This is a genomic window from Asanoa siamensis, assembly GCF_016862555.1.
GTDB classification, from domain to species: Bacteria; Actinomycetota; Actinomycetes; order Mycobacteriales; family Micromonosporaceae; genus Asanoa; species Asanoa siamensis.
In genome coordinates, this window is the sequence record NZ_BONE01000032.1 from 15,520 (window position 1) to 39,081 (window position 23,562).

The window sequence follows — 23,562 nt, forward strand, 5'->3', positions numbered from 1 at the left end:
GACCGATGCCTGACGACGGTGAGCTGGTGCGCCGCGCCGTGCTCGGCGACGCGCACGTCGACCGGGCCGCCGCGGCGGCCACCGAGTTCAGCGCGCCCTGGCAGGAGCACGTCACCGCGCACGCCTGGGGTGCCGTGTGGACCCGCCCGGGACTCGACCGGCGGACCCGCTGTCTGGTCACCATCGCGCTGCTGGCCAGCCAGCATGCTTCGGCCGAGCTGGCGATGCACGTACGGGCCGCGATCGGGCAGGGTGTGACACCGACCGAGATCCGCGAGGTGCTGCTGCACACCGCGGTCTACGCCGGGGCTCCGGCGGCCAACACCGCGTTCGCGACGGCCCAGCGCGTGCTGGACGAGCTAGGGCTCGAGGAGGCTTCGTGACCACGGTGCGCTCGGCGGACTTCGTCCAGTCCCTGGAACGCGGCCTCGCGGTGATCCGCGCCTTCGACCGCTCGCACCCGGAGCTCACGCTCAGCGAGGTCGCGGCGGCCACCGGTGTCACCCGGGCGGCCGCACGCCGGTTCCTGATCACCCTGATGGACCTCGGGTACGTGCGCACCGACGGCCGGTTCTTCTCGCTGAGCCCGCGGGTGCTCGAGCTCGGCTACGCGTACCTGTCGAGCCTCTCGCTGCCCGAGGTGTCCGAGGTGCACCTGGAGGCGCTGGTCGCCGAGGTCAACGAGTCGTCGTCGGTGTCGGTCCTCGACGGGCCGGACGTCGTCTACGTGGCCCGGGTGCCGACGTCGCGGATCATGACGGTGGCGATCAACGTCGGGACCCGGTTCCCCGCGTACGCGACCTCCATGGGTCGGGTCCTGCTCGCCGGCCTGCCCGACGACGAGCTCGCCGCCTACCTCGACGCCGTGACCATCGACCGGCTGACCGGCCGGACGATCGGCGGGGTGCCCGCGCTGCGGACCGAGTTGCAACGGGTCCGCGCGCAGGGCTGGTCGCTCGTCGACCAGGAGCTGGAGGAGGGGCTGCGGGCAGTCGCGGCGCCGATCCGCGACCGCGCGGGCCGCACGGTGGCCGCGGTCAACGTCTCCACCGCGGCGAGCCGCACCACGCTGGAGGCGATCCGCCGCGACCTGGTGCCGCCGCTGCTCGCCACCGCCGCCCGGATCTCCGCCGACCTGCCGGCCACGGCCCGCGGGGAGCGCCGGATTTCCTGACACCTCCGTGTCGAATCCGGCGGGGCTCGTACGACGCGTTCGTGACGGTCAGAATGACCGCGACGGACAGGAGACTCGCAATGCGCTTCATGCTGATGCTCAAGGGTGACCCGCCGCCCGGTGCGATGCCGCCGCCGGACCTGGTGCAGGCGATGCACGAGTACGACGTCGCGCTCGAGAAGGCGGGCGTCCTGCTCGCCGCGGAGGGGCTCTACGACAGCTCGCAGGGCGCCCGGGTGATCTACGCCAGGGGCTCCCGGACGGTCGTCGACGGCCCGTTCACCGAGGCGAAGGAGCTGGTCGCCGGCTTCTATCTCATCGACGTCAAGTCGCCGGAAGAGGCGATCGAGTGGGCTCGTCGCTGCCCGGTCGACCGCGCGATCCCGCCGGGCGCCGACTGGGAGGCGGTCGTCGAGGTGCGCCGCGTGGCCGAGCCGATCGACATCCCGACGATCAACGAGGAGCAGCGGGCCCAGGCCGAGAAATACCACCTGGGTCGCTAGCGCGGTCCTGCAGGAGCGCCCGTTCGCGGGCGTTGTCGGTCAGCGACGCGGCCCGGGTGAACTCCGCCCGGGCCTCGTCCGCCCGCCCGAGCTTCGCCAGCAGATCGCCGCGGACGGCCGGCAGCAGGTGGTAGGTCGGCAGCAGCCTTTCGGCGACGATGGCGTCGACCAGGGCGAGGCCGGCTTCCGGCCCGTCGGCCATGCCGACCGCGACGGCCCGGTTGAGCTCGACGACGGCCGAGCGGGCCAGCGGGGCGAGCGCGTCGTAGAGCGCGGCGATCCGCTTCCAGTCGGTGTCCTCGTTGGTCCGGGCCCGGGCGTGGCAGGCGGCGATGGCGGCCTGCAGGGCGTACGGGCCGGGTTGGCCGACCACCCTGTCGAGCGCCGCCAGGCCGCGGCGGATCAGCAGCGGGTCCCAGTGGGTGCGGTCCTGGTCGAGCAGGCGGACCACCACGCCGTCGGCCGCGACGCGGGCGCGCAACCGGGACGCCTGCAGCTCCATCAGCGCGACCAGACCGTGCACCTCGGACTCGTCGGGCATCAGGCCGGCCAGGATCCGGCCGAGCCGCAGCGCGTCGTGGCACAGGTCGGGGCGTACCCAGTCGTCGCCGGCGGTCGCCGTGTAGCCCTCGTTGAAGATCAGATAGAGCACCTCGAGTACGGAGGCCAGCCGCGCGGGCCGCTCGTCCGGCTCGGGCACCTCGAACGGCACACCGGCGTCGGCCAGCGTCCGTTTGGCGCGGACGATGCGCTGCGCGACGGTCGGCTCGGCGACCAGGAACGCCCGCGCGATCTCGGCCGTGGTCAGCCCGCCGATCAGCCGCAGCGTCAGGGCGACCCGGGCCTCGGGGGCGAGCACCGGGTGACAGGCCACGAAGACCAGCCGGAGCAGGTCGTCCTCGATCCGGTCGGGCTCGAGGTCGTCCTCCACGGCGTCGGGGAGCGCGCGGCCGATCTCGTGCAGCTTCCGCGCGTACCGCTCGTTGCGCCGGACCAGGTCGACGGCGCGCCGCTTGGCGACGGCCATCAGCCACGCGCCGGGGTTGCGCGGGATCCCCTCGGCCGGCCACTGCTCGAGCGCCGCCACCAGCGCGTCCTGCGCGAGCTCCTCGGCGACGCCGACGTCGCGCATCATCCCCGCGAGGCCGGCGATCAGCCGCGGCGACTCGATCCGCCAGACCGCCTCGACGGCCCGGCCCACGTCGTTCTCCGTGCTCGGCACACGGACGAACCTACCGCGTGGTGTTATTGCACAACTATGGCAACAGCAGCGAGGATGCAACACGTGACGATCGTGGAGGTGGTGCTGCTCTCGGCCGATCGGGGCATGCTGCGGCATCGCACCGTGCGCGCTCCGCTCCCGTCCGGGCCGCACCCCGACGACCTGGCGTTGCACCTGTCGGGCCTGACGCTGTGCACGCCGGGCGCGACGCTGCACTCGACGAGTTGGCGGTTCGTCGACCGGGCGGTGGTGCTGACCTATGCCGCGCTGCCGGATCCGTCGCCTTCGGACACCGAGCCCCTGGCACCCGACCGCATGGTCATCGGCGGCGCGGCGCTCGCGCCGTCGCCACCGCACGTCGACGCCGACGCGGTCGCGGCCCACGCGGCCCGGCACCTCGCGCTGCTGGCCACCACCGACCCGGTCGTCGCCGCCGCGGCCGCGGCACAGCCGGAACTGTGGGACCTGCTGGCCAAGCTCCCCGCGGGCCTCGCGGGCGCTCTACGCTAGATCGGACATCGACGGGCGCAAGCCGGTTCCCGACATTGTGCGCAGCCATACACCAACGAACGGAATATGGCTTATTGGTATAACCTGCTTGGCAAATCGATGGTCACCACAGGCATCGGGCCGCAGATACTACACAATGTATTGTGCCTGATGCCTTCACTCGAAGGAGCAGGTCGTGGAGGCGCAGCTCATCCCCGGTGAACGGCGCACCGCTCACCAGATGGTGCGCGACTCCCTGCGCGGGGCGATCCTCGACGGCACGCTGCCCGCGGGTTCCCGACTCGTCCAGGCCGACATCGCCGCGCGGCTGCGGGTCAGCACGACGCCGGTCCGCGAGGCGCTGCGCGACCTGGCGTCGGAGGGCCTGATCCGCCTCGACGCCCACCGCGGCGCGGTGGTCCGGGAGACGAGCCTGACCGAGGTCCGCGAGATCTACCTGATCCGCCGGCTCCTCGAGCCCGAGGCGGTCCGGCTGGCCGCGGCCGAGATGAGCCCCGAGGTGCTGTCGGCGCTGGAGCGGCTGCACGCCGACCTCGAGGACGTCCGCGATCCCGGGCGCTGGGTCGCCCTGAGCCGCGAGTTCCACCGCCTGCTCAACAGCGCGGCCGGCCTCGACCGCCTCGCCGAGATCCTCAACCACCTCGACGACAACGCGGCGGCCTACGCCACCGTGACCGCCGACGCCGGGCATCGCGAGCAGGGCAACCGCTACCGGCAGCGCCTGCTCGAAGCGTGCCGCGACGGCGACGGCGAGAGCGCCGCCAAGCTCGTCACCGAGCACCTGCAGCAGACCCTGACCATGATGGAACGGTCGGTGCCGCACCCGCGCCTTAATACATAATCGACCCTGCAATCTGCATTAGTTGTAGGGTCTGCGGTGTGCTCGATGGGCTGGACCTCGCGACGCTCGCGCCCGCGCCACAGCGGCGGACCGCGCACGAGCTGGTCCGCGACACCCTACGCCGGGCGATCTTCAGCGGCCTGCTGACCGGCGGCACCCATCTCGGCCAGGCCGACATCGCCACCCAGCTGGCCGTCAGCACGACGCCGGTCCGCGAGGCTTTGCGCGACCTGGCGGCCGACGGCCTGATCCGGATCGACCCGCACCGCGGCGCGGTCGTGCACGACCTGGACCACGACGACCTGCGCGAGATCTACGAGATCCGGTCGGCCCTGGAACCGCTCGCCGTGCGGCGCGCGGCCCGGCACATCACGGCCGACGAACTGGCCGCGGCCGGCGACCTGCTGGACCAGCTGGGCCGGGAGACGGACCCGGCCGCCTGGTTGGAGCTGAACTGGGAGTTCCACGCTCTGCTCGGTCGGGCGTCGCGCTCACCGCGCCTCTTCTCTCTGGTCACGAACGCACAGGGCAGCACCGCCCGGTACGTCGGCGAGTCGATGAAAGCCCACCCCGACCGCCTGCCCGAGGCCACCGCCGAACACCGCGCCCTGGTCGACGCGCTCGCCGGCCGTGACCCCGACACAGCCGCCAAGCTGGTCACCGCCCACCTCCAACACACGCTCGAACTGCTCCTCACGACCTGACGACACCGCGCAGCGGGCCCGCGCCGGCGCCGCCCGGCGACGACCCAGGTCCGCGAGGCTTTGCTCTGCTTCCATATACGCACCGCAGGTCAGAGGGGGTGGTGCGGATATGGGTGCAGAGCAAAGCGTCCCGAACACCGCCCTCACCGCACCGGGAACTCGTCGTCGAGGGCCAGGTTCAGGCGGACCACGTTGACCCGCTTGCCGCCCATGAAGCCCACCGACCGGCCGGCGGTGTTGTCGTCGACCAGCCGCTGGATCGCCGCCTCGGTCGCGCCGCGCTCCCGGGCCACCCGGGGCAGTTGCAACGCCGCGTACGCCGGGGTGATGTGCGGGTCCAGGCCCGAGCCGCTGGCCGTCACGGCGTCCGGCGGGACCGCCGGGTTCGCCGGCGCGTCGCCGCGGACCGGGGTCAGCACGCCGCCGCTGTAGTCCTCGCCCGGCACCGCGTTCTCCACCCGTACGCCCTCGAACGACTCGACGAACGGCGTCGCCGGCGCCGGCTGGTTGACGCTCACCGCCCGCGTCGCCGGTCCCGTCAGGCCGTCCCGGCGGAAGACCCGCAGCACCGCGCCGACCCCGTCCGCCGTGCAGAACGGGCGGCGGCCGTCGACCCCGTTCAACGCGCCCACCGCCAGGCTGCGGGCACAGACCTGGGTGAGCAAGCTCGGGGAGCCGTCCGTGTCCTCGACGCTCTCCGGACCCAGGTTGCTGGCCCCGCTCGCGGTGGGGTCGTAGCCGTCGCCGGCCGCGGACGGCCGCGACTGGAAGTAGCGCGGGATGCCGTTGCCGTCCGCGTCGACGAAGCTCTGGCCGATCAGGCTGCTGCCGACGTCGCGGCCCCCGGAGGAGAGCAGGGACCCGGACGCCCGGTGGTGCAGGCCGGGGAGCAGGCCGATGCCGACGAGCAGCAACGGGTACGCGATGCCGAGCAGGACGGTGAACACCAGCACCGCGCGGAAGGCGGCGAGGTGCTGGCCGAGCCAGTTGGGTAGGCGCATCAGGAGATCCCCGGAATCCACTGCACGATGGCGATGTCCAGCACCTTGATGCCGGCGAACGGGGCCGCGATGCCGCCCAGGCCGTACACGAGGAGGTTGCGGCTCAGCAGTGCCGACGCGCTGCTGGGGCGGTAGCGGACCCCGCGCAGCGCCAGCGGGATCAGCACGACGATGATCAGCGCGTTGAAGATGATCGCCGACGTGATGGCCGACGCCGGCGAGCTCAGCCGCATGATGTTGAGGCCGTCGAGGCTCGGGTAGACCGCGGCGAACATGGCGGGGATGATCGCGAAGTACTTCGCGATGTCGTTGGCGATCGAGAACGTCGTCAGGGCGCCGCGGGTGATCAGCAACTGCTTGCCGATCTCGACGATCTCGATCAGCTTCGTCGGGTCCGAGTCGAGGTCGACCATGTTGCCGGCTTCCTTGGCCGCCGACGTGCCCGTGTTCATCGAGACGCCGACGTCCGCCTGCGCCAGCGCGGGCGCGTCGTTGGTGCCGTCGCCGGTCATCGCGACCAGCCGCCCGCCCTCCTGCTCGCGGCGGATCAGCGCCAGCTTGTCCTCGGGCTTCGCCTCCGCGAGGAAGTCGTCGACGCCCGCCTCCTCCGCGATCGCGCGCGCGGTCAGCGGGTTGTCGCCCGTGATCATGATGGTCCGGATGCCCATCCGGCGCATCGCGTCGAACCGCTCGCGCATGCCGGCCTTGACGACGTCCTTGAGCTGGACGACGCCGAGCGCGCGGGCGGGCTGGTCCGCGACGTGCTCGGCGACCACCAGCGGGGTGCCGCCCGTCGCGGAGATGCCGTCGACGACCCCGCCGACCTCCGTGGTCGGATGCCCGCCGTTCTCCCGGACCCAGCGCATCACCGCGGCCGCCGCGCCCTTGCGGATCCGCCGGGCCGGCTGCCCGCCGCCCGCGGCGATGTCCACGCCGGACATCCGGGTCTCGGCGCTGAACGGCACGAACTCGGCGTTCGGGATCACCCCCTCCTCGCGGGCGCGCAGGCCGTGCTCGTTCTTCGCGAGCACCACGATCGACCGACCCTCCGGGGTCTGGTCGGCCAGGCTGGACAGCTGCGCCGCGTCCGCGAGCTCTCCGGCCGGCACACCGCTGACCGGCAGGAACTCGGTCGCCTGACGGTTGCCCAGGGTGATCGTGCCGGTCTTGTCGAGCAGCAGCGTGTTGACGTCGCCGGCCGCCTCGACCGCGCGGCCGGAGATGGCCAGCACGTTGCGCTGCACGAGCCGATCGATGCCGGCGATGCCGATGGCGGAGAGCAGCGCGCCGATCGTCGTCGGGATCAGCGCGACCAGCAGGGAGACCAGCACGATCCCGGTGACGCCGTCGGCGTTGATGATCTGCGTGTTCGGCGCCGCGCCCTGGAAGGCCTTCGAGAAGATGGCGACCGGCTGGAGCGTCACGACGGCCAGCAGGAAGATGACGGTCAGCGCGGCCAGCAGGATGTTGAGCGCGATCTCGTTGGGCGTCTTCTGCCTGCTCGCGCCCTCGACAAGGGCGATCATCCGGTCGACGAAGCTCTCGCCCGGCTTCTGGGTGATCTTGACGATGATCCGGTCGCTCAGGACGCGCGTGCCGCCCGTGACGGCGCTGCGGTCGCCGCCGGACTCCCGGATGACCGGCGCCGACTCCCCGGTGATCGCCGACTCGTCGACGCTCGCCACACCCTCGACCACGTCGCCGTCGCCGGGGATGACCTGCCCGGCCTCCACGACCACGACGTCGTTCTGCCTCAGCGTGAGGGCGTCCACCGTCTCCTCGCGCGGCGAGGCCTGGCCGGGCTGCCAGTCGACCAGCCGCCGGGCGACCGTCTCCTGCCGGGCCCGCCGCAGCGTGGCCGCCTGCGCCTTGCCACGCCCCTCCGCGACGGCCTCGGCCAGATTCGCGAAGATCACGGTCAGCCAGAGCCAGACCGTGATGAGCCAGGCGAAGGTCGACGAGTCCTGGATGGACAGCGCGGTGGTGAACAGCGCACCCAGTTCGACGATGAACATGACGGGGTTGCGCCAGAGCGTGGCGGGGTTGAGCTTGCGCAGCGCGTCGGGCAACGACGTCCAGAGTTGGCGCGGGTCGAGCAGTCCCCCGCCGATCCGGGTCGGTTGTTCGATCGCCGCGGTGGTCATCGCCGCCTCACAACCCTTCGGCCAGCGGGCCCAGGGCGAGGGCCGGGAGGAAGGTCAGGGCGACCAGGATGATCACGACGCCGACCACCATGCCGATGAACAGCGGCCGGTGGGTGGGCAGCGTGCCGGCGGAGGCGGGGACCGGGCGCTGCCGGGCCAGCGAGCCGGCCAGTGCCAGCACGAAGACCATCGGCAGGAAGCGGCCGATCACCATGCACAGGCCCGTCGCGGTGTCCCACCACTGGTCGTTGACCGTGATCCCGGCGAACGCCGAGCCGTTGTTGTTGGCCGCCGAGGTGAACGCGTACAGGACCTCGGAGAACCCGTGCGGCCCGACGTTGAGCATGGTCTCCCGGTACTTCGTGGACATCGTCGCGGCCATCCCGATCAGCACCGTGACCGGCGTGATCAGGAAGTAGATCGAGGCGAACTTGATCTCGCGGGCGGAGATCTTCTTGCCCAGGTACTCGGGTGTCCGACCGACCATCAGCCCCGCCACGAAGACCGTGATCACCGCGAGCATGAGGATCCCGTAGAGGCCGGAACCGACCCCGCCCGGCGCCACCTCGCCGAGCATCATGTTGACCATCGGGACCATGCCACCCAGAGCCGTGTACGAGTCGAGGAACGAGTTGACCGCCCCCGTCGAGGTGAGCGTCGTCGCCGCGGCGAAGGTGGCCGAGTCCGAGACCCCGAACCGCACCTCCTTGCCCTCGGTGGCGGCGTGCACCGCGGTGGGCACCGTGCCGTTGTGCAGCAACTCGAACGTGTTGACCAGGATCACGCTCGTCACCGCGAGGATGACCATCACGGCCAGGATCGCGTGCCCCTGCCGCTTGTCGCCGACCATCCGCCCGAACACCCGGGGCATCGCGAACGGGATCAGCAGGATCAGGAAGATCTCGATCCAGTTCGTCCACGGCGTGGGGTTCTCGAACGGATGCGCGCTGTTGGCGTTGTAGAAGCCGCCGCCGTTCGTACCCAGTTCCTTGATCACTTCCTGGCTCGCCACCGGTCCGCCCGGGATGTGCTGCGTCCCGCCGGTCAGCGTCGTGACGTCCGTGCCGCCGGACAGGTTCTGCACCACCCCGCCCGCGATCAGCACGATCGCCGCGACCACCGAGACCGGCAGCAGCACCCGCAGCGTGATCCGCGTCAGGTCGACCCAGAAATTGCCGAGCGCCTGGGTGCGGCTGCGGGCGAAGCCCCGGACGAACGCCACCGACACCGCGATGCCGACCGCGGCGGAGACGAAGTTCTGCACGGCCAGCCCGGACATCTGCACGAGGTGACCGAGCGTGGACTCACCCGCGTACGACTGCCAGTTGGTGTTGGTCACGAAGCTCGCCGCGGTGTTCCAGCCCTGGTGCGGCGACATGCCCGGGAAGCCCAGCGACAGCGGCAGCTTGCTCTGCAACCGCAGGAAGCCGTAGAGGAAGAGCAGGCTGAGCAGCGAGAACGCGAAGACGCTGCGGGCGTAGACGGGCCACGTCTGCTCGCCCGCCGGGTTGACGCCGACCAGCCGGTAGAGGACCCGCTCGACGGCGGAGTGCCGGGTGCCGCTGACCACGCGGAAGATGTAGTCGCCGAACCAGCGGTAGGCCAGCGCGACGAAGAGCACCAGGGACAGGACGAAGAAGACCCCGGCGATCGTGGTCGACATCAGAAGCGTTCCGGGAACAGCAGCGCCACGACCAGGAAGATCGTCACCAGGAACGCGATGATCAACCCGGCCAGGTTGACCGCGCTCACAGCCGTTCGACCTGGCGCACGATGATCGCGAGCACGACGAACAGAGCCACCGAGATCAGGATGTACGCCACGTCGTGCACAGGGGACTCCTCAGCCGCAAACCGGATGAAAACCTCCTCTCATATGAAACCTCCCGGAGAAACCCGGCGCGGCGGTTTGGCGCAATCGCATAGGGTCGGCGGCGGAGTCGTACCTTGGGGAGGGCGAATGTCCGCGGTCACGTCACACGAAGAGCTCCGCGCACTGCTCGGCGAGCCGGCCCGGCGGGCAGCCGAGAAGGACCGGAAAGAGCTGCACCAACTCGACCGCGACTGGCTCGCGGCCGCGCCGTTCTGCCTGATCGCCACGGCCGGCGCCGACGGGAGTTGCGACGTCTCGCCCAAGGGCGACCCGGCCGGGTTCACGCTCGTGCTCGACGACACCACGATCGCGATCCCGGAGCGACCCGGCAACAAGCGCGGCGACGGTTTCCACAACATCATCGACAACCCGCACGTCGGGCTCATCTACCTGATCCCCGGCCGCACCGACACGCTGCGGATCAACGGGCGGGCGACCATCCTGAGCGACGCGCCCTGGTTCGACCGGATGGTCGTCAAGGGCCACCGCCCACAGTTCGCGCTGCAGGTCGAGATCGAGCAGATCTTCTACCACTGCGCCAAGGCATTCCTGCGCTCGGAGCTGTGGAAGCCCGAGACCTGGCAGCCCGAGGCGCTCCCCCGCCGCGCGGTCCTGATCAAAGAGGTGGAGCGGCCGGCCGAGACCACTCTCGCGGACCTCGACCGGCACTATGACGCCGCCTACGAGAAGAACCTCTACTAACGCCCGGCGCGGCTGCGCTCGCGGTGCTCGCGCATCAGGCGCGCGAACCCGTCGGTGTCCACCGGCACGCCCTGCTCCCGCGCGATCTCGACGGTGAGGTCGACCGGGAAGCCGTAGGTGTCGTGCAGCTTGAACACCGTCTCGCCGCCCAACGGCCCCCGCTCCAGCGCCGACTCGAGCAGCCGGTTGCCCGCGCGCAGCGTGCGCCGGAACGCCGCCTCCTCGCGCTCGACGACCGGGCGCGCCGGGGCGCCCGGCGGCACCTCGGTCACGCTGTCGGCGATCGGGCCGAGCACGGGCTCGTCGACGCCGAGCAGCACCAGGCGACGCACCGCCCGGCGGAGCAGCCGGCGCACCACGTAGCCGCGACCCTCGTTGCCGGGCCGCACGCCCGCGCCGACGAGGAAGACCGCGGTGCGCAGATGGTCGGTGACCAGCCGGTGGGCCGCCGGCTCGTCGTCGCGGCCGGTCGCATCGCGCACCGCGCGCAGCGTCGGGCGCGCGACGTCGGTCTCCTGCAGGTTGGGCACACCCTGCAGCACCATCGCCAGGCGGTCCCGGCCCAGGCCCGTGTCGATGTGCCGCCCGGGCAGGTCGCCGAGGATCTCGTCGTCGCTGTCGCCCCGCCGGTACTGCATGAACACGAGGTTCCACAGCTCGACGAAGCGCTCGCTGTCGACGGCCGGCCCGCCGTCGCGGCCGACGCCGGGACCCCGGTCGTAGAAGATCTCCGAGGTCGGCCCGCTCGGCCCCGGCACGTCCATGCTCCAGAAGTTGTCCTCGGGGCCGAGCCGCTGGACGCGCTCAGCCGGCACCCCGAGCGACCGCCACAGGTCGACGCTCTCCTCGTCGCCCCGCAGCACGGTCATCCACAGCCGGTCGCGCTCGAGCCCGAAGTCGCCGGTGAGCAGGTCCAGCGCCCACGCCATCGACTCGCGCTTGAAGTAGTCGGAGAACGCGAAGTTGCCGAGCATCTCGAAGCTGGTCGCGTGCCGGTCGGTGTGCCCGATCCGGTCGATGTCGACGGTGCGCACGCAGCGCTGCGCCGTCGTCAGCCGGGGCCGGGGCGGGCGGTCGAGCCCCAGGAAGAAGGGCTTGAACTGGACCATGCCCGCGTTGGTGAACAGCAGGTCGCGGTCGTCGGTGAAGAGCGGGCCGGGCGGCAGCTCGAGGTGGTCGAGGCCGCGGAAGTAGTCGAGAAAGGTCGTGCGTATCTGGTCGGATCGCATGATCTGTCGCCGTTTCGGGAGGACAGCGCGAACACGCTCACGACCCCGGCTGTCGAGGCGGGGTCCTCACCGCGAAGACGTCGCGAACGCGTGGATCGGTTGGCGCACACACGCCGAGCCGGCACCGAGGATCAGGCGAGGACGAAGCCCTCGACGATCGGCTCGGCGCGGCTAGCTCGCCGCCCACCCACGCACATGCCTCCATGATGACCATCGCGGGTCGCATCGACAACCGCTTTAGATCGGATCCCAGGGTACGGAGGCGAACAGCGCGTCGAGGTCCGCCATGAGCGCCGGATCCGGCAGCGTGGGAATGTCGTCGATCGATGCCACGGCCACGTGCCCGATCGAGTTGACCGTGAAGGCACCGCGGAAGCCCGCGACGTCGGCCAGGGTGATCCGTTGCCGCGTGGTCGGGCGGTGCTGCTCGACCAGCCGCATCGCGGTGCCGTGCAGCCATGGCGGGGCCGGCCAGACGACCGTGCCGTCGGCGGCGAAGAACCCGATGTTGGCGATCGCCGTCTCCGCGATCGTGCCGTCGCCGTCGACCAGCAGCGCCTCGTCGTAACCCCGCGCCCGGACCCGCCGGGCCCACTCCCCCTGCGCGAACCCGCCGAGATGCTTGAGATGCGGGAACGGGCGGAGGTAGGGCACCGACCGCAGGCGCTGCGGCGCCGGCACAGGCGGCGTCGGCGCGGCGACCGTCACGGCCGTGCGGCCGGGCTCGCGCACGGTGACCCGGACCGCGGCGTCCGCGGCGCCGGCCAGTGCGTGCCGGATCAGGCGGCGCACCTCGGCACCGTCCAGCGGCTCGCCGAACAGCTCGCGGTTGGCGGCGTCGAGCCGGTCGAGGTGGTTGGCCAGCCCCTGGACGCCACCGCCGCGGACCTGCATGGCGGTGAAATGGCCGTAGGCCGAGGCGACCTCCTCCGCCTCCGCCGCCCGGCCGTTCACTTCGATGCGCATCGGCCTATGGTCGCGCGACGGCCCCCGGCTCGGGGTCCGGGGGCCGTCGGTGGTCCGTCGCATGCGACGCGGCAGACCTCATCGGGGAGGGGTCAGAAGACCTGGACGCCGTACGCGTTGAGGGCCTCGACGACCGGCTGGAAGTAGGTCGTGCCACCGCTGGTGCAGTTGCCGCTGCCGCCGGAGGTCAGACCCAGCGCCACGGAACCGGTGTAGAGCGGGCCGCCGCTGTCGCCGGGCTGCGCGCAGACGTTGGTGCGGATCATGCCGGTGACGGTGCCCTGCGGGTAGCGCACGGTCGCGTTGAGACCGAGCACCGAGCCGCTGCGCGTGCCGGTGGTGCTGCCGCGGCGGTTGACCCGCTCGCCGACCTGGGCGTTGCGCGCGGAGGCGATGTCCTGGCTGCCGACGGCGCCGGAGATCGTGATCGACGTGTTGGTGTAGCGGACGATGCCGTAGTCGTTGCCCGGGAAGCTGGTGCCGGCCCGGGTGCCGAGCGTCTGGCTGCCGTTGGTCCACGTCGTGCCGGCGTTGGTGCAGTGCCCGGCGGTCAGGAAGTAGTAGGTGCTGCCGGACCGCACGTTGAAGCCGAGCGAGCAGCGCGAGCCGCCGGTGTAGATGGCGTCGCCGCCGGAGATGGTCCGGGTGAGCTTGCCGGACATCCGCTCGAGCCGGGCCGCACCCTTGGACGCGGCGACCGCGCTCTCGAGCAGGGCGAGCTTGGCGCCGGTCACGGTGGTGTCGGCCTCGACCACGACCTGGTTGGCGACCGTGTCGACCGAGATCGCGGTGCCGACGATGCCCTTGTCGACGCTGGCCTGCAGCGCGTTGAGGTCGGCGGCGCTGCGCGCGACCAGGCGGGCCTTGCCGCCGCGGGCCTGCACGGCCTTGGCGGTCGCGGCGTCGGTGACCGTGACGACCGTCGCGCCGGACGAGTCGACATAGGTGCCGGCGGAGCGGTCGGCGCCGAGCGAGTCGGCGAGGGTGACGGCGGCGTCCATGGCCAGCGGGGTCGGAGCCGCTTGAGCCGGGGACGCCACGGACAGTGCTCCCGCCACCAGGGTCGTGGCTGTGGCGGAGAGCATGACGCGTCGGGTGAGCTTCACTGATCCTCCCGGGGGATGTGGACCGGCCGGTCGGCCGATCCGGAGGCATCGATCTGCCGACATGCTTCCAGCCGAATAGATCGTCGTCAACGTTTTCAGGACGACCGATCCTGACCATTAGGTCGACGTCATACCACCGGGATAATGCAACTCGCCATTGGCGATAATAAATGCGTTGAAACTCAGGGTCGCCAGGAGAAATTCGCGCGGCGACGCTCGAGGAAGGCGGCCGCCCCCTCCGCCACGTCCCCGGCCCGCAGCATCTCCGCCTGCCAGAACGCGTCCCGCCGCACCGACGGCCGCCCCGCCACGGCCAGGTCGATCGTCTCCTTCGCCGCCGCGATCGACAGCTGCGACCGTTCCGCGATCGTGTCGACCAGCCGGGCCACGTGCGCGTCGAGATCGTCGACCGCGACCACCTCGTCGACGAGACCGATCGTGGCCGCCCGGGTGGCGTCGATCTGGTCGGCCGTGAACAGCAGCCACTTCGCCGCGCCCGGGCCGACCAGGCCGAGCAGCCGCCGGGTGGTCGGCCCCGGGTACGCGATCCCGAGCCGGGCCGGCGGCACGGCGAACCGCGCGTCCACCGCCGCGATCCGCAGGTCACACGCCACCGCGAGCTGGCAGCCACCGCCGACGCAGTGCCCCCGGACCCGGGCGATCGTCGGCTTCGGGAACGCCGCCAGCCGCTCCTCCGCCCGGGCCGGCGGGCTGTCCGGCCCGACCAGGTCCCGCACGCCGGTCAGGTCGGCACCGGCGCTGAACGTGCCGCCGGCGCCGGTCAGCACCAGCGCACGCACGGCGGGGTCGGCGGCGGCGCGGTCCAGCAGGTCCGGCAGGCGCCGCCACATCGCCGGGGTCAGCGCGTTGCGGCGCGGCGGGTTGCTGATCGTGATGGTCGCGGTGTGCCCCGTGACGGACAGCTCGACCGTGCCTTCGTCGTTCACGCGCCGACGCTACTCAACGGGGGCATCATGGTGCGGGTGAACATCAACGACCTGCTGAGTGACGCGTTCGGCCGGTTGCCGGGTCTGGTCCGCGGCGCGGTCGCCGGGCTCGACGCCGAGCAGCTGCGCCGGCCCCCGGCGCCCGGCGCCAACACGGTCGGCTGGCTCGTCTGGCACCTGACCCGGATCCAGGACCACCACGTCGCCGACCTGATCGGCGACGACCAGATCTGGGTGACCGGCCCCTGGGCGCCCCGCTTCGAGCTGGAGCCGGACCCGGACGAGACCGGGTACGCGCACGGCCCCGACGAGGTGCTCGGCGTCCGCCCGGCCAGCGGCAAGGTGCTGGTGGACTACTACTCGGCGGTGCACGAGCGGACGGCGGCGCTGGTCAACGCGGTCACCGAGGAGGACCTGAGCCGGATCGTGGACCGCTCGTGGAACCCGCCGGTGACGATGGGCGTACGCCTGCTCAGCGTCCTCAACGACGACGTGCAACACGTCGGCCAGGCCGCGTACGTGCGGGGCATCATCCTCCGCTGAGGGTGTTCCCGTGGCGGTCCCGGACCTTCAGCTTCGTCGTCGGTAGGGCGGGTGCGGGCAGCGCCTCGCCCGCGTAGCCGCGGACCACGCCGAACCGGTCGCCGGTCGTCCACTCCTCGCGGGCAGCGCGGATCTCGGCGTCGCTGCGGGCGACGAAGTTCCACCACATCACCAGCGGCTCCTCGAACGGCACGCCGCCGAGCAGGAACAGCCGCGCGCCGTCGGCGCTGGCGACGGTGGTCGTCGTGCGCTCCTCGCCGAGGTAGAGCAGCGAACCCGGGGTCAGCTCGGTGCCGTCGACCTCGGCCGCGCCGTCGAGCGAGAGCAGGCCGTACTCGAAGTCGGGCCGCAACGCCACGTCGAGCCGCGCGCCCGGCTCGAAGAGCAGCTCCGCGCCGAGCAGCGGCGTGTGCACGCGCGCCGGCGACCGCAGCTCACCCAGCTCGCCCACGACGACCGTGGTCGTCACCCCGCCGCGGGTATCGGCCGGCAGCGCCGCGTGGTGCTCGAACCGGGCCGGCTGGTGCCGGGCGTCCTCGGGCAGAGCGACCCAGAGCTGGATGCCGTGCATCAGCGGCGGGTGCACGGCCGGCGACTCCTCGGAGTGCGAGATGCCGTGTCCGGAGGTCATCAGGTTGAGCTGGCCGGGCAGGATCGTCTGCAGGCTGCCGAGGCTGTCGCGGTGCAGCACCTCGCCGGCGACCAGCCAGGTGACGGTCTGCAGGCCGGTGTGCGGGTGCGGCGGCACCTGCATGCCGGGCCGGTTGACCACGTCGTCGGGCCCGAACGCGTCGACGAAACACCACGCGCCGATCATGCGGCGGGGTCGTTGCGGCAGGAGCCGCCGGACGGTGGTGTAGCGCCCGAGCGGCACGTCGTGCCCGGGCAGCAGGACACTGGCGGGCAGCCCGGCCAGCGTCACGGCGCCATCAGTGCTCACCCTTGCGAGCCTAGCCCGGTGGCGGCGGTAGGGTCGCAGACGTGGCGTTCCGTGGCTGGCCGAGCGAGGCTCTGGAGTTCTACGAGGGGCTCGAGGCCGACAACTCGAAGACCTACTGGACGGCGCACAAGGCGGTTTACGACGACCAGGTGCGGGCGCCCATGCAGGCGCTGCTCGACGAGCTCGAGCCCGAGTTCGGGGCCGGCCGGATCTTCCGGCCCTACCGGGACGTCCGGTTCAGCGCCGACAAGTCGCCCTACAAGACGGCCATCGCCGCGCGGCTCGACCTCGGCGGCTACGTCCACCTGTCGGCGCAGGGTCTGGCCGCCGGGTCCGGCATGTACCACATGGAGCGCGACCAGCTCGCCCGCTACCGGGCGGCCGTCGACGACGACGGCAGCGGGCCGCGACTGGCGGCGCTCGTCGCCGAGGCGGCCGCCGACGGTGTCGCGATCCACGGTCACGACCAGCTCAAGCGGGTGCCACGCGGTTACGACAAGGACCACCCCCGGGCCGACCTGTTGCGGCACAAGGGCGTCGTCGCCTGGAAGGAGTGGCCGGTCGCGCCGTGGCTCGGGACCGCCGCCGCGAAGCGCAGGGTGGCAGACTTCCTGCGCGCGTCGGCTCCGCTCAACCAGTGGCTGGCCACCTTCGTGGGGCCCAGCATCCCCGACGCCTGACCGATAGGAGTCCCGCCTTGTCCGACCTCACGCCGTACACGTCGCTGCCCGAGGACTGGGAGCGGGCGCTGGCCGTGGTGGCCCACCCCGACGACCTCGAGTTCGGCTCCGCGGCCGCGGTGGCGCGCTGGACCGACCAGGGCAAGGAGGTCGTCTACTGCCTGGTCACCAGCGGCGAGGCCGGCATCGACGGGCTGGCACCCGACGAGACCACGGTGGTTCGCGAGGCGGAGCAGCGTGCGTCGGCGGGCGCGGTCGGCGTCTCGAAGGTCGAGTTCCTCGGGCTGCCCGACGGCATCCTGGAATACGGCGTCGCGCTGCGCCGGGCGATCACCGCGGTGGTCCGCACGCACCGCCCGGACATCGTCATCACCAACAACTTCCGGGAGACCTGGGACGGCGCCGAGGCGCTCAACCAGGCCGACCACATCGCGACCGGGCGGGCCACCCTCGACGCGGTCCGCGACGCCGGCAACCGCTGGATCTTCCCGGAGCTGGGCCTCGAGCCGTGGAACAAGGTCCGCCAGGTCTGGGCCGCCGGCTCCCCGGACGGAAAACACGCGGTCGACATCACCGGTACGTTCGACCGCGGCATCCAGTCGCTCGAGGCGCACGAGGCCTACCTGCGCGGGCTCGGCGAGGGCGCGTTCGACCCGGAGGAGTTCCTGGAGGGCATCGGCCGCGCGGCCGGCACCCGCCTGGGCACCCGCTACGCCGCGCCGTTCGAGGTCTTCACGATCAACCTGTTCTAGCGGGCCCCGTCGAGGAAGGCGAGCACCGCCAGGACCCGGCGGTTGTCGTCGTCGGAGACCGCCAGCCCCAGCTTCCCGAAGATGCTGGCCGTGTGCTTGCCCACCGCGCTCTCGCTGAGGAACAGCCGCTGGCCGATCGCCGCGTTGGACCGGCCCTCGGCCATCAGCTCCAGCACCTCGCGCTCGCGCGGCGTGAGCCGGCCGACCGTGTCGTCGCTGCGGGCGAAGAGCTTGGCGATCACGTCCGGGTCCATGGCGGTGCCACCGGCGGCGACCCGGCGCACCGCGTCGACGAACTGCTCGGCGTTGAACACCCGGTCCTTGAGCAGGTAGCCGACGCCGCCGGTGCCGTCGGCCAGCAACTCGCGGGCGTAGAGCCGCTCGACGTGCTGCGAGAGCACGAGCACCGGCAGCCCGGGCACCTGCCGCCGGGCGGCCAGGGCCGCCTGCAGCCCCTCGTCGGTCTGGGTCGGCGGCAGCCGCACGTCGACCACGGCGACGTCGGGCCGCTCGTCGAGCAGCGCGCGGAGCAGGTCGGGGCCGTTGTCGACGGCGGCGACGATCTCGAACCCGTGCGCGCCCAGGAGCTGCTTCAGCCCTTCCCGGAGGAGGTAGAGGTCCTCCGCGAGGACAACGCGCACGGCACCTCCAGCGTGACGACCGTCGGCCCGCCGGCCGGGCTGACCACCCGCACAGTACCGTCGAAGGCCGAGAGCCGGTGTCGCATGCCCCGCAGCCCGCTGCCGTCGGCCGGGTCGGCACCGCCGCGGCCGTCGTCGGTGACGACCGCCCGCAGCACCCCGTCGGAGTGTCCGAACTGGACGGTCGCGGCGGAGGCGGCCGCGTGCTTGGCCGTGTTGACCAATGACTCGCTGACCGCGAAGTAGACGGCCGCCTCGATCGGCTCGGGCGGATGGCCGGCGAGGTCGGCCGACACGGTCACCGGCACCGGGCTGTCCAGCGCCAGCGCGCGGACCGCCTCGACCAGGCCCCGTTCGGCCAGCACCGGCGGGTGGACGCCCCGAACCAGGTCGCGCAGTTCGGCCAGCGCCCGGGCCGTGCTCTCCCGCGCGTCGGCGACGAGCCGGCGGGCCGCCGCGGGGTCGGTCTCGATCAGCGCCTCGACGGCACCGAGCGCCAGCCCCACCGCGACGAGCCGGCCCTGCGCGCCGTCGTGCAGGTCGCGCTCGATCCGGCGCAGCTCCGCGGCCTGCGCGGAGGTCGCGTCGGCGCGGCTCTCGGTGAGCTGCTCGACCCGCAGCGCGAGCTTGGCCTTGGCGGTCGGCGCGAGCAGCACCGCGGTCCACCGGCCGTGCAGCGCCAGCGCGGCCGGTGCGAGCAGCGTGCCGACGACCACCAGGGCGAGACCGGCCAGCAGCGCGAGCACCGGCCGATCGGCGAGGACGGCGAGGCCCGGCGGGTCCTGCAGCCGGCCGAGTCGGGCCAGCGCCGGGATGGTCATACCGACGAAGCCGTAGAGGACCGCGCCGACGGACGCGGCCACCAGCGCGCCGCCGACGATCGGGTCGGTGAACGTCCAGATGAGGTCGCGCCAGGTCGCCGGGTCGTTCCAGATCCAGTCGAGGCGCTGGAAGAACCGGGTCCAGCCCTTGGTTTTGTAGAGCGAGTCACCGACCGCGTAGAGCCCGTCGGGCCGTCGCGCCGGCAGTTCCGGCTCCGGCCGGTACGGCGTTTGGATCGGCACCCCGGACCACTGCTCGGCCAGCCGGCGCCGGATCCCGGTGTAGCGGCGGGCCGCGGTGGCGAACTCCGGCACGCTGCCGACGATGCCGATGGCGAACAGCGAGAAGGCGATGAAGGCGAGCCCGGCCAGAGCGGCGCTGACGACCGTCAGGCCACCGAGCGCCAGCAGTTGGGTCAGCGTGACGAAACGCTTGCCCAGCCACGCTTTCAGCGAGCCGATCCCGGGGCGCGGCGCGAGCATCCGGGCGGTCCAGGCGTCGTGGGCGCGCACGGCCGCCGGGGCGACGGCGCCACCGGCCACGGCCAGGACCAGCCCGACGGGTATCCACCACGGCGATCCGCCGCCGGTGGCGAGCGCCAGCCCGCCGGCCACCAGCGCGGCCGGCCCGAACCCCAGCACTCCCCCGACGACGGGATTGGTCAGCAGCCAGCCGACGTCCCGCCAGGTCGCCGGGTCACCGAGCGCCCAGTCCAGGTAGTCGAACTGCCGGGGCCAGAACGGTGACCTGTAGAGCCGGCGGTCGTGCCGGTACCGCCCGTCGGGCTCCCGCCGCGGGGCGCCCGGACGGTCGCGGTAGGGACGCGGAATGCCACCGCACGTCCGGCGCACCAGGTCGGTGAACCGGCGCATCAGCACGATCGGCCACGGCAGCAGCACGACCAGGCCCAACCCGAGGCCGGGCACGAAGAGCGCGAGGTGCACGACCAGCAGCACCGCCGACCCGACCGCGTAGCAGCCGCGCAGCAGGCCGCCGGCCAGGGCGTGCAGTCCGCGTCTCATGGGCACAGTCTGGCCGAGCACGGCGTCGCCGGGGAGTGGGGCCAGACACCGCCCGCGGGGGTGTAGCTGGCCCCACCCCGGTCGGCGGCTGGCCGCATTCCGCGCGCCCGCCGGAATTTCTAGCGTTTTCGGCATGACCACGAACGCACTCCGGCTCTCCGGACTGACCAAGCGCTTCGGCGACAAGCTCGCCGCCGACGCGGTCGAGCTGACCGTGCCGGCCGGCTCGTTCTTCGGCCTGGTGGGCCCGAACGGCGCGGGCAAGACCACCGCCCTGTCGATGGCGGTCGGGCTGCTGCGCCCCGACGCGGGGACCGCGGAGATCTTCGGCACCGACGTCTGGCGCGAGCCGACCGCGGCCAAGCGGCTGGTCGGCGTGCTGCCCGACGGCCTGGCCATGACGGAGCGGCTGACCGGCCGCGAGATGCTCACCTACCTGGGCCGGCTGCACGGCATGCCGGCCGACGTCGTCACCGCCCGGGTCGACGAGTTGCTCTCCGTGCTCGACCTCGACCACGCCGAGCGCACGCTGATCCTCGGCTACTCGGCCGGCATGCGGAAGAAGATCGCGCTGGCCAGCGCGCTGCTCGGCGGCCCGCGCCTGCTGGTGCTCGACGAGCCGTTCGAGGCGGTCGACCCTGTGTCGGCGCTGACGATCCGGTCGATCCTGCGCCGGTTCGTCGCCGGGGGCGGCTCGGTGGTGCTCTCCAGCCATGTGATGGCGCTGGTCGAGCAGCTCTGCGACACGGTCGCGGTGATGAACGAGGGCCGCGTCGTCGCGGCGGGCCCGATCGGCGAGGTCCGCGGCGTCCGCTCGCTCGACGAGGTCTTCGTCGAGCTGGTCGGCGCCCGCACGGCCGGAGAGGAGGAACTGTCATGGTTGGCGTCCTGATCCCCATGAAGTACCAGATCCTGCGTCACTCCTTCACGGGCACGAAGGCCGCGACGACGGTCAGCGGCCTCGTGACCGGCCTCGCCGCCGCCGGCTGCACGCTCTGGCTGACCGTCGCGGCCGGCCCCGACCGGGCCGGCGGCGCGCTCCTGCTGACGACGGCGTCCTGGCTGATCGGTTGGGTCATCGGCCCGATGATGGGCGGCACCGACCCGGGCCTGCGCCGCGAGCACCTGCGGCACGTGCCGCTGACCGACCGCCAGCTCGCGACGGGGCTGCTCGGCGCCGCGCTGGTCGGTGTCGGACCGCTGGTCACGCTGATCGGCGGCACGGCCCTCGTCTGGTACGCGCTGCGCCTGGACCTGGCCGCCGTACCCGTGGCGCTGGTGACCCTGCCGTTGTTCGTGCTCCTGCTCGTCGCACTCTCCAATGTGGTCGTCGCCGCCGTCGGCCGGGTGCTGAACAGCCGCCTGAGCGCGGCCCTGATGGCGATTCCGTGGGGCGTGCTCGTCTGCATGGCCGCGCAGGGCTGGGTCGTGATCGTCGCGATCACCGGCGGCCCGGAGACCGCGCTGCCGCCGTTCATCGCCGACAAGCTGCGGTACGCACCCTCGGGCTGGCCGGTCGTCGCGATCGAGGCCGCCGCCCGGGGCGACTGGGCCCTGGTCGGTGCGGTCGTCGCCGGTCTCGTGGCCGCCATCGCCGTGGCGGTCGGCGCCTGGGCGCTGCTGCTGCGCCGCCCGGTCAGCCCGACCGTCATCCGCGGCACCCGCTGGAGCGGCTGGCGGCCGCCCACCGCGCTGGCCGCCGTGGTCGGCAAAGAGCTGCGCACCTGGCGCCGCGACCTGATCCGGATCCACTTCCTGGCGTTCGCGCTGGTGTACGTGGTGACCTACGTGCTGCTCCCGCTGCTCATCAACGTGACCGACTACCTGCCGATGGCCGGCGTGTTCTTCACGGTCTTCGCCGTCGGCTGCTGCGCCCACCTGCACAGCTCCGACGGCACCGCACTGTGGCAGACGCTGCTCGCGCCCGGCGCGGAGCGGGCGGACGTCCGGGGCCGGCAGCGCGCGTGGCTGATGCTGGTCGCTCCGGTCGCGATCGCGCTGACCGTGGCCGGCGCGATCTGGCACGGCGCCTGGGACATGGTCGCCTGGGCCGTCGGCCTGCTGCCGGTCGTGCTCGGCGGCGGCGCGGGCCTGCTGGTCCTCATCTCGGTGTTCATGCCGATGCGGATCGCCGACCCGCACAAGCGCGGCAGCAACCCGGGCTCGGACGGCGGCGGCCTCTCCGGGATCGTCTGGCTGGCGCTGCTGTCGATGACGCTGCTCGCGTCGCCGGCGCTGGCCCTGCTGATCGTCGGCACCGTGCGTGACGACGCGGTGCTCCGCTGGCTCGCCACGCCGGTGAGCCTGGTGCTGGGGGTCGCCCTGGCGGTCGGCCTCGGCCGGCTGGCGGTCACCCGCCTGACCCGCCGCGGCCCGGAGTTGCTGGCCAAGTTGGGGTGATGTGACGCAAGGAACGGTCCGTTCCAATCGCTTTCCGATTGGAACGGACCGTTCCTAACGCGGTGCCAGGTCAGCTGGCGCCCGGCGACGGCGTGTTGCCCGACGACGGCGGCGTCAGCACCGAGTCGATCAGGTAGACCGTCGCGTTGCGGGTCTGGATGTTGCCGCAGACCACGCTCGCGGTGTTGTTGACGGTGAAGTCCTCACCGCTGCCGGTGACGGTCAGGTTCTGGCCTTCCATCGTCCGGTGGGTGCCGGCCAGGTTCTGCGGGCTGAGCCGCTGCGGCACGACGTGGTACTCGAGCGTCTGGGTCAGCTGCTGCTTGTTGGCCAGCAGGGCGTTGAGCTGCGACTGCCCCACCTTGTTGAAGGCGTCGTTGGTGGGCGCGAAGACGGTGATGTTCTGGGCGTTGTTGAGGGTGTCGGTCAGCCCGGCGGTCTTGATCGCGTTCGCCAGCGTCGACAGCTGCGGGTTGCTCGCCACCGCGGTGGCGACCGGCTGGTTGGCCATCGACGAGACGCTGCCGGCACCAGAGCTCGGCAGCGAGGAGCAGCCCGGGCCGAAGACCTGGCCGCCACCGCCCGCCGTGTTGGTCCCCGTGGGCTGGGGGCTGCCGGTCGCACCCCCGGGCGACGTGGCCGTCGCTCCCCCGGTCGGCTGAAGGGCGGTGGACGGGCTGGTGTCCGAGCCGCACGCCGCCATGGCCAGGGCCATCGCGGCCACCGTGACGGCGAGACCCGCTGTCCTGAAGACACGCATGATGCAGAAATCCCCTCATGTCGGTTTTGAGGTGCTTTACTCAGATTCGTACCAGCATGCACCGTCCGACGTTGCCTACTT

General features: G+C 72.3%; 25 protein-coding genes. 12 read left to right on the forward strand and 13 right to left on the reverse strand.

The genetic code is table 11. The features are described 5' to 3' along the window. The first annotated feature begins 5 nt into the window (after positions 1-5). The 3 genes from Asi02nite_RS20155 to Asi02nite_RS20165 all read left to right on the forward strand — a co-directional run bounded on the left by Asi02nite_RS20155 (position 6) and on the right by Asi02nite_RS20165 (position 1,677). Entirely contained in the window at positions 6-383 is a 378-nt protein-coding gene (locus Asi02nite_RS20155) for a carboxymuconolactone decarboxylase family protein (protein ID WP_203715143.1), read from the forward strand. Further along, complete coding sequence (locus tag Asi02nite_RS20160) at positions 380-1,174, forward strand: IclR family transcriptional regulator domain-containing protein (protein ID WP_203715144.1); 795 nt, start codon at positions 380-382, stop codon at positions 1,172-1,174. Before Asi02nite_RS20155 ends, Asi02nite_RS20160 begins: the two co-directional genes overlap by 4 nt. Positions 1,175-1,254: 80 nt before the next feature. After that, positions 1,255-1,677, forward strand: a complete 423-nt coding sequence (locus tag Asi02nite_RS20165; protein WP_203715145.1) for a YciI family protein — start codon at positions 1,255-1,257, stop codon at positions 1,675-1,677. Here Asi02nite_RS20165 and Asi02nite_RS20170 read toward each other — a convergent pair. Next, positions 1,628-2,899 (reverse strand): RNA polymerase sigma factor, encoded by a 1,272-nt coding sequence (locus Asi02nite_RS20170; RefSeq protein WP_275410373.1) that lies wholly within the window; start codon positions 2,897-2,899, stop codon positions 1,628-1,630. The genes Asi02nite_RS20165 and Asi02nite_RS20170 overlap by 50 nt on opposite strands. Positions 2,900-2,962: 63 nt before the next feature. Here Asi02nite_RS20170 and Asi02nite_RS20175 point away from each other — a divergent pair, with 63 nt between their 5' ends. The 3 genes from Asi02nite_RS20175 to Asi02nite_RS20185 all read left to right on the forward strand — a co-directional run bounded on the left by Asi02nite_RS20175 (position 2,963) and on the right by Asi02nite_RS20185 (position 4,954). Then, the gene (locus Asi02nite_RS20175) at positions 2,963-3,409 is read left to right on the forward strand and encodes a hypothetical protein (RefSeq protein ID WP_203715147.1); all 447 of its coding nucleotides are present in this window, start codon (positions 2,963-2,965) and stop codon (positions 3,407-3,409) included. Positions 3,410-3,584: 175 nt separating this feature from the next. Then, positions 3,585-4,250: a GntR family transcriptional regulator gene (locus Asi02nite_RS20180; RefSeq protein ID WP_203715149.1), complete on the forward strand. Its 666-nt coding sequence runs from the start codon at positions 3,585-3,587 to the stop codon at positions 4,248-4,250. Positions 4,251-4,288: 38 nt separating this feature from the next. Continuing rightward, a complete protein-coding gene (locus tag Asi02nite_RS20185) occupies positions 4,289-4,954 on the forward strand; it encodes a GntR family transcriptional regulator (RefSeq protein WP_203715151.1) in 666 nt (221 codons plus the stop codon). 143 nt (positions 4,955-5,097) lie between these two features. On the opposite strand, the gene Asi02nite_RS20190 is transcribed toward Asi02nite_RS20185, so the two are convergent. The 4 genes from Asi02nite_RS20190 to Asi02nite_RS20205 are packed head-to-tail and all read right to left on the reverse strand — an operon-like array spanning position 5,098 to position 9,851. After that, positions 5,098-5,955, reverse strand: coding sequence for a potassium-transporting ATPase subunit C (locus tag Asi02nite_RS20190; protein WP_203715153.1), 858 nt, complete (start codon positions 5,953-5,955; stop codon positions 5,098-5,100). Then, positions 5,955-8,099, reverse strand: a complete 2,145-nt coding sequence (gene kdpB, locus Asi02nite_RS20195; RefSeq protein ID WP_203715156.1) for a potassium-transporting ATPase subunit KdpB — start codon at positions 8,097-8,099, stop codon at positions 5,955-5,957. The genes Asi02nite_RS20190 and kdpB overlap by 1 nt, the downstream gene beginning before the upstream one ends. A gap of 7 nt (positions 8,100-8,106) precedes the next feature. Continuing rightward, a complete protein-coding gene (gene kdpA / locus Asi02nite_RS20200; protein WP_203715157.1) occupies positions 8,107-9,762 on the reverse strand; it encodes a potassium-transporting ATPase subunit KdpA in 1,656 nt (551 codons plus the stop codon). Beyond that, positions 9,762-9,851 (reverse strand): potassium-transporting ATPase subunit F, encoded by a 90-nt coding sequence (locus Asi02nite_RS20205; protein WP_203715158.1) that lies wholly within the window; start codon positions 9,849-9,851, stop codon positions 9,762-9,764. Before Asi02nite_RS20205 ends, kdpA begins: the two co-directional genes overlap by 1 nt. A gap of 207 nt (positions 9,852-10,058) precedes the next feature. On the opposite strand from Asi02nite_RS20205, the gene Asi02nite_RS20210 reads away from it, so the two are divergent. Further along, positions 10,059-10,673: a pyridoxamine 5'-phosphate oxidase family protein gene (locus tag Asi02nite_RS20210; protein ID WP_203715159.1), complete on the forward strand. Its 615-nt coding sequence runs from the start codon at positions 10,059-10,061 to the stop codon at positions 10,671-10,673. Here Asi02nite_RS20210 and Asi02nite_RS20215 read toward each other — a convergent pair. The 4 genes from Asi02nite_RS20215 to Asi02nite_RS20230 form a co-directional block, all read right to left on the reverse strand. Further along, positions 10,670-11,902 (reverse strand): alanine--tRNA ligase-related protein, encoded by a 1,233-nt coding sequence (locus Asi02nite_RS20215; protein ID WP_203715161.1) that lies wholly within the window; start codon positions 11,900-11,902, stop codon positions 10,670-10,672. The two genes, Asi02nite_RS20210 and Asi02nite_RS20215, sit on opposite strands and share 4 nt — an antisense overlap. 237 nt (positions 11,903-12,139) lie before the next feature. Further along, complete coding sequence (locus Asi02nite_RS20220) at positions 12,140-12,868, reverse strand: aminotransferase class IV (RefSeq protein ID WP_203715166.1); 729 nt, start codon at positions 12,866-12,868, stop codon at positions 12,140-12,142. A 92-nt stretch (positions 12,869-12,960) separates the two neighbouring features. Next, entirely contained in the window at positions 12,961-13,974 is a 1,014-nt protein-coding gene (locus Asi02nite_RS20225) for a S1 family peptidase (RefSeq protein ID WP_373312290.1), read from the reverse strand. A gap of 182 nt (positions 13,975-14,156) precedes the next feature. Next, entirely contained in the window at positions 14,157-14,921 is a 765-nt protein-coding gene (locus Asi02nite_RS20230) for an enoyl-CoA hydratase/isomerase family protein (protein WP_203715167.1), read from the reverse strand. Positions 14,922-14,948: 27 nt separating this feature from the next. Here Asi02nite_RS20230 and Asi02nite_RS20235 point away from each other — a divergent pair, with 27 nt between their 5' ends. Continuing rightward, positions 14,949-15,464, forward strand: a complete 516-nt coding sequence (locus Asi02nite_RS20235; RefSeq protein WP_308440167.1) for a mycothiol transferase — start codon at positions 14,949-14,951, stop codon at positions 15,462-15,464. Here the strand turns inward: Asi02nite_RS20235 and Asi02nite_RS20240 are convergent. Next, positions 15,451-16,404: a pirin family protein gene (locus tag Asi02nite_RS20240; RefSeq protein WP_239126844.1), complete on the reverse strand. Its 954-nt coding sequence runs from the start codon at positions 16,402-16,404 to the stop codon at positions 15,451-15,453. The genes Asi02nite_RS20235 and Asi02nite_RS20240 overlap by 14 nt on opposite strands. A 41-nt stretch (positions 16,405-16,445) precedes the next feature. Between Asi02nite_RS20240 and Asi02nite_RS20245 the strand changes: the two genes are divergently transcribed. After that, a complete protein-coding gene (locus Asi02nite_RS20245; RefSeq protein WP_203715169.1) occupies positions 16,446-17,084 on the forward strand; it encodes a DUF2461 domain-containing protein in 639 nt (212 codons plus the stop codon). A 17-nt stretch (positions 17,085-17,101) separates the two neighbouring features. Then, positions 17,102-17,836: a PIG-L deacetylase family protein gene (locus tag Asi02nite_RS20250; RefSeq protein ID WP_203715170.1), complete on the forward strand. Its 735-nt coding sequence runs from the start codon at positions 17,102-17,104 to the stop codon at positions 17,834-17,836. Here Asi02nite_RS20250 and Asi02nite_RS20255 read toward each other — a convergent pair. Next, positions 17,833-18,477 (reverse strand): response regulator, encoded by a 645-nt coding sequence (locus Asi02nite_RS20255; RefSeq protein ID WP_203715171.1) that lies wholly within the window; start codon positions 18,475-18,477, stop codon positions 17,833-17,835. The genes Asi02nite_RS20250 and Asi02nite_RS20255 overlap by 4 nt on opposite strands. After that, positions 18,429-20,321, reverse strand: a complete 1,893-nt coding sequence (locus Asi02nite_RS20260; RefSeq protein WP_239126845.1) for a sensor histidine kinase — start codon at positions 20,319-20,321, stop codon at positions 18,429-18,431. Before Asi02nite_RS20260 ends, Asi02nite_RS20255 begins: the two co-directional genes overlap by 49 nt. A 133-nt stretch (positions 20,322-20,454) precedes the next feature. On the opposite strand from Asi02nite_RS20260, the gene Asi02nite_RS20265 reads away from it, so the two are divergent. Beyond that, entirely contained in the window at positions 20,455-21,213 is a 759-nt protein-coding gene (locus Asi02nite_RS20265) for an ABC transporter ATP-binding protein (protein ID WP_203715172.1), read from the forward strand. Then, the gene (locus Asi02nite_RS20270) at positions 21,198-22,721 is read left to right on the forward strand and encodes a hypothetical protein (protein WP_203715173.1); all 1,524 of its coding nucleotides are present in this window, start codon (positions 21,198-21,200) and stop codon (positions 22,719-22,721) included. The genes Asi02nite_RS20265 and Asi02nite_RS20270 overlap by 16 nt, the downstream gene beginning before the upstream one ends. Before the next feature lie 70 nt (positions 22,722-22,791). On the opposite strand, the gene Asi02nite_RS20275 is transcribed toward Asi02nite_RS20270, so the two are convergent. Continuing rightward, entirely contained in the window at positions 22,792-23,481 is a 690-nt protein-coding gene (locus Asi02nite_RS20275) for a fasciclin domain-containing protein (RefSeq protein WP_239126846.1), read from the reverse strand. Positions 23,482-23,562: the final 81 nt, after the last annotated feature.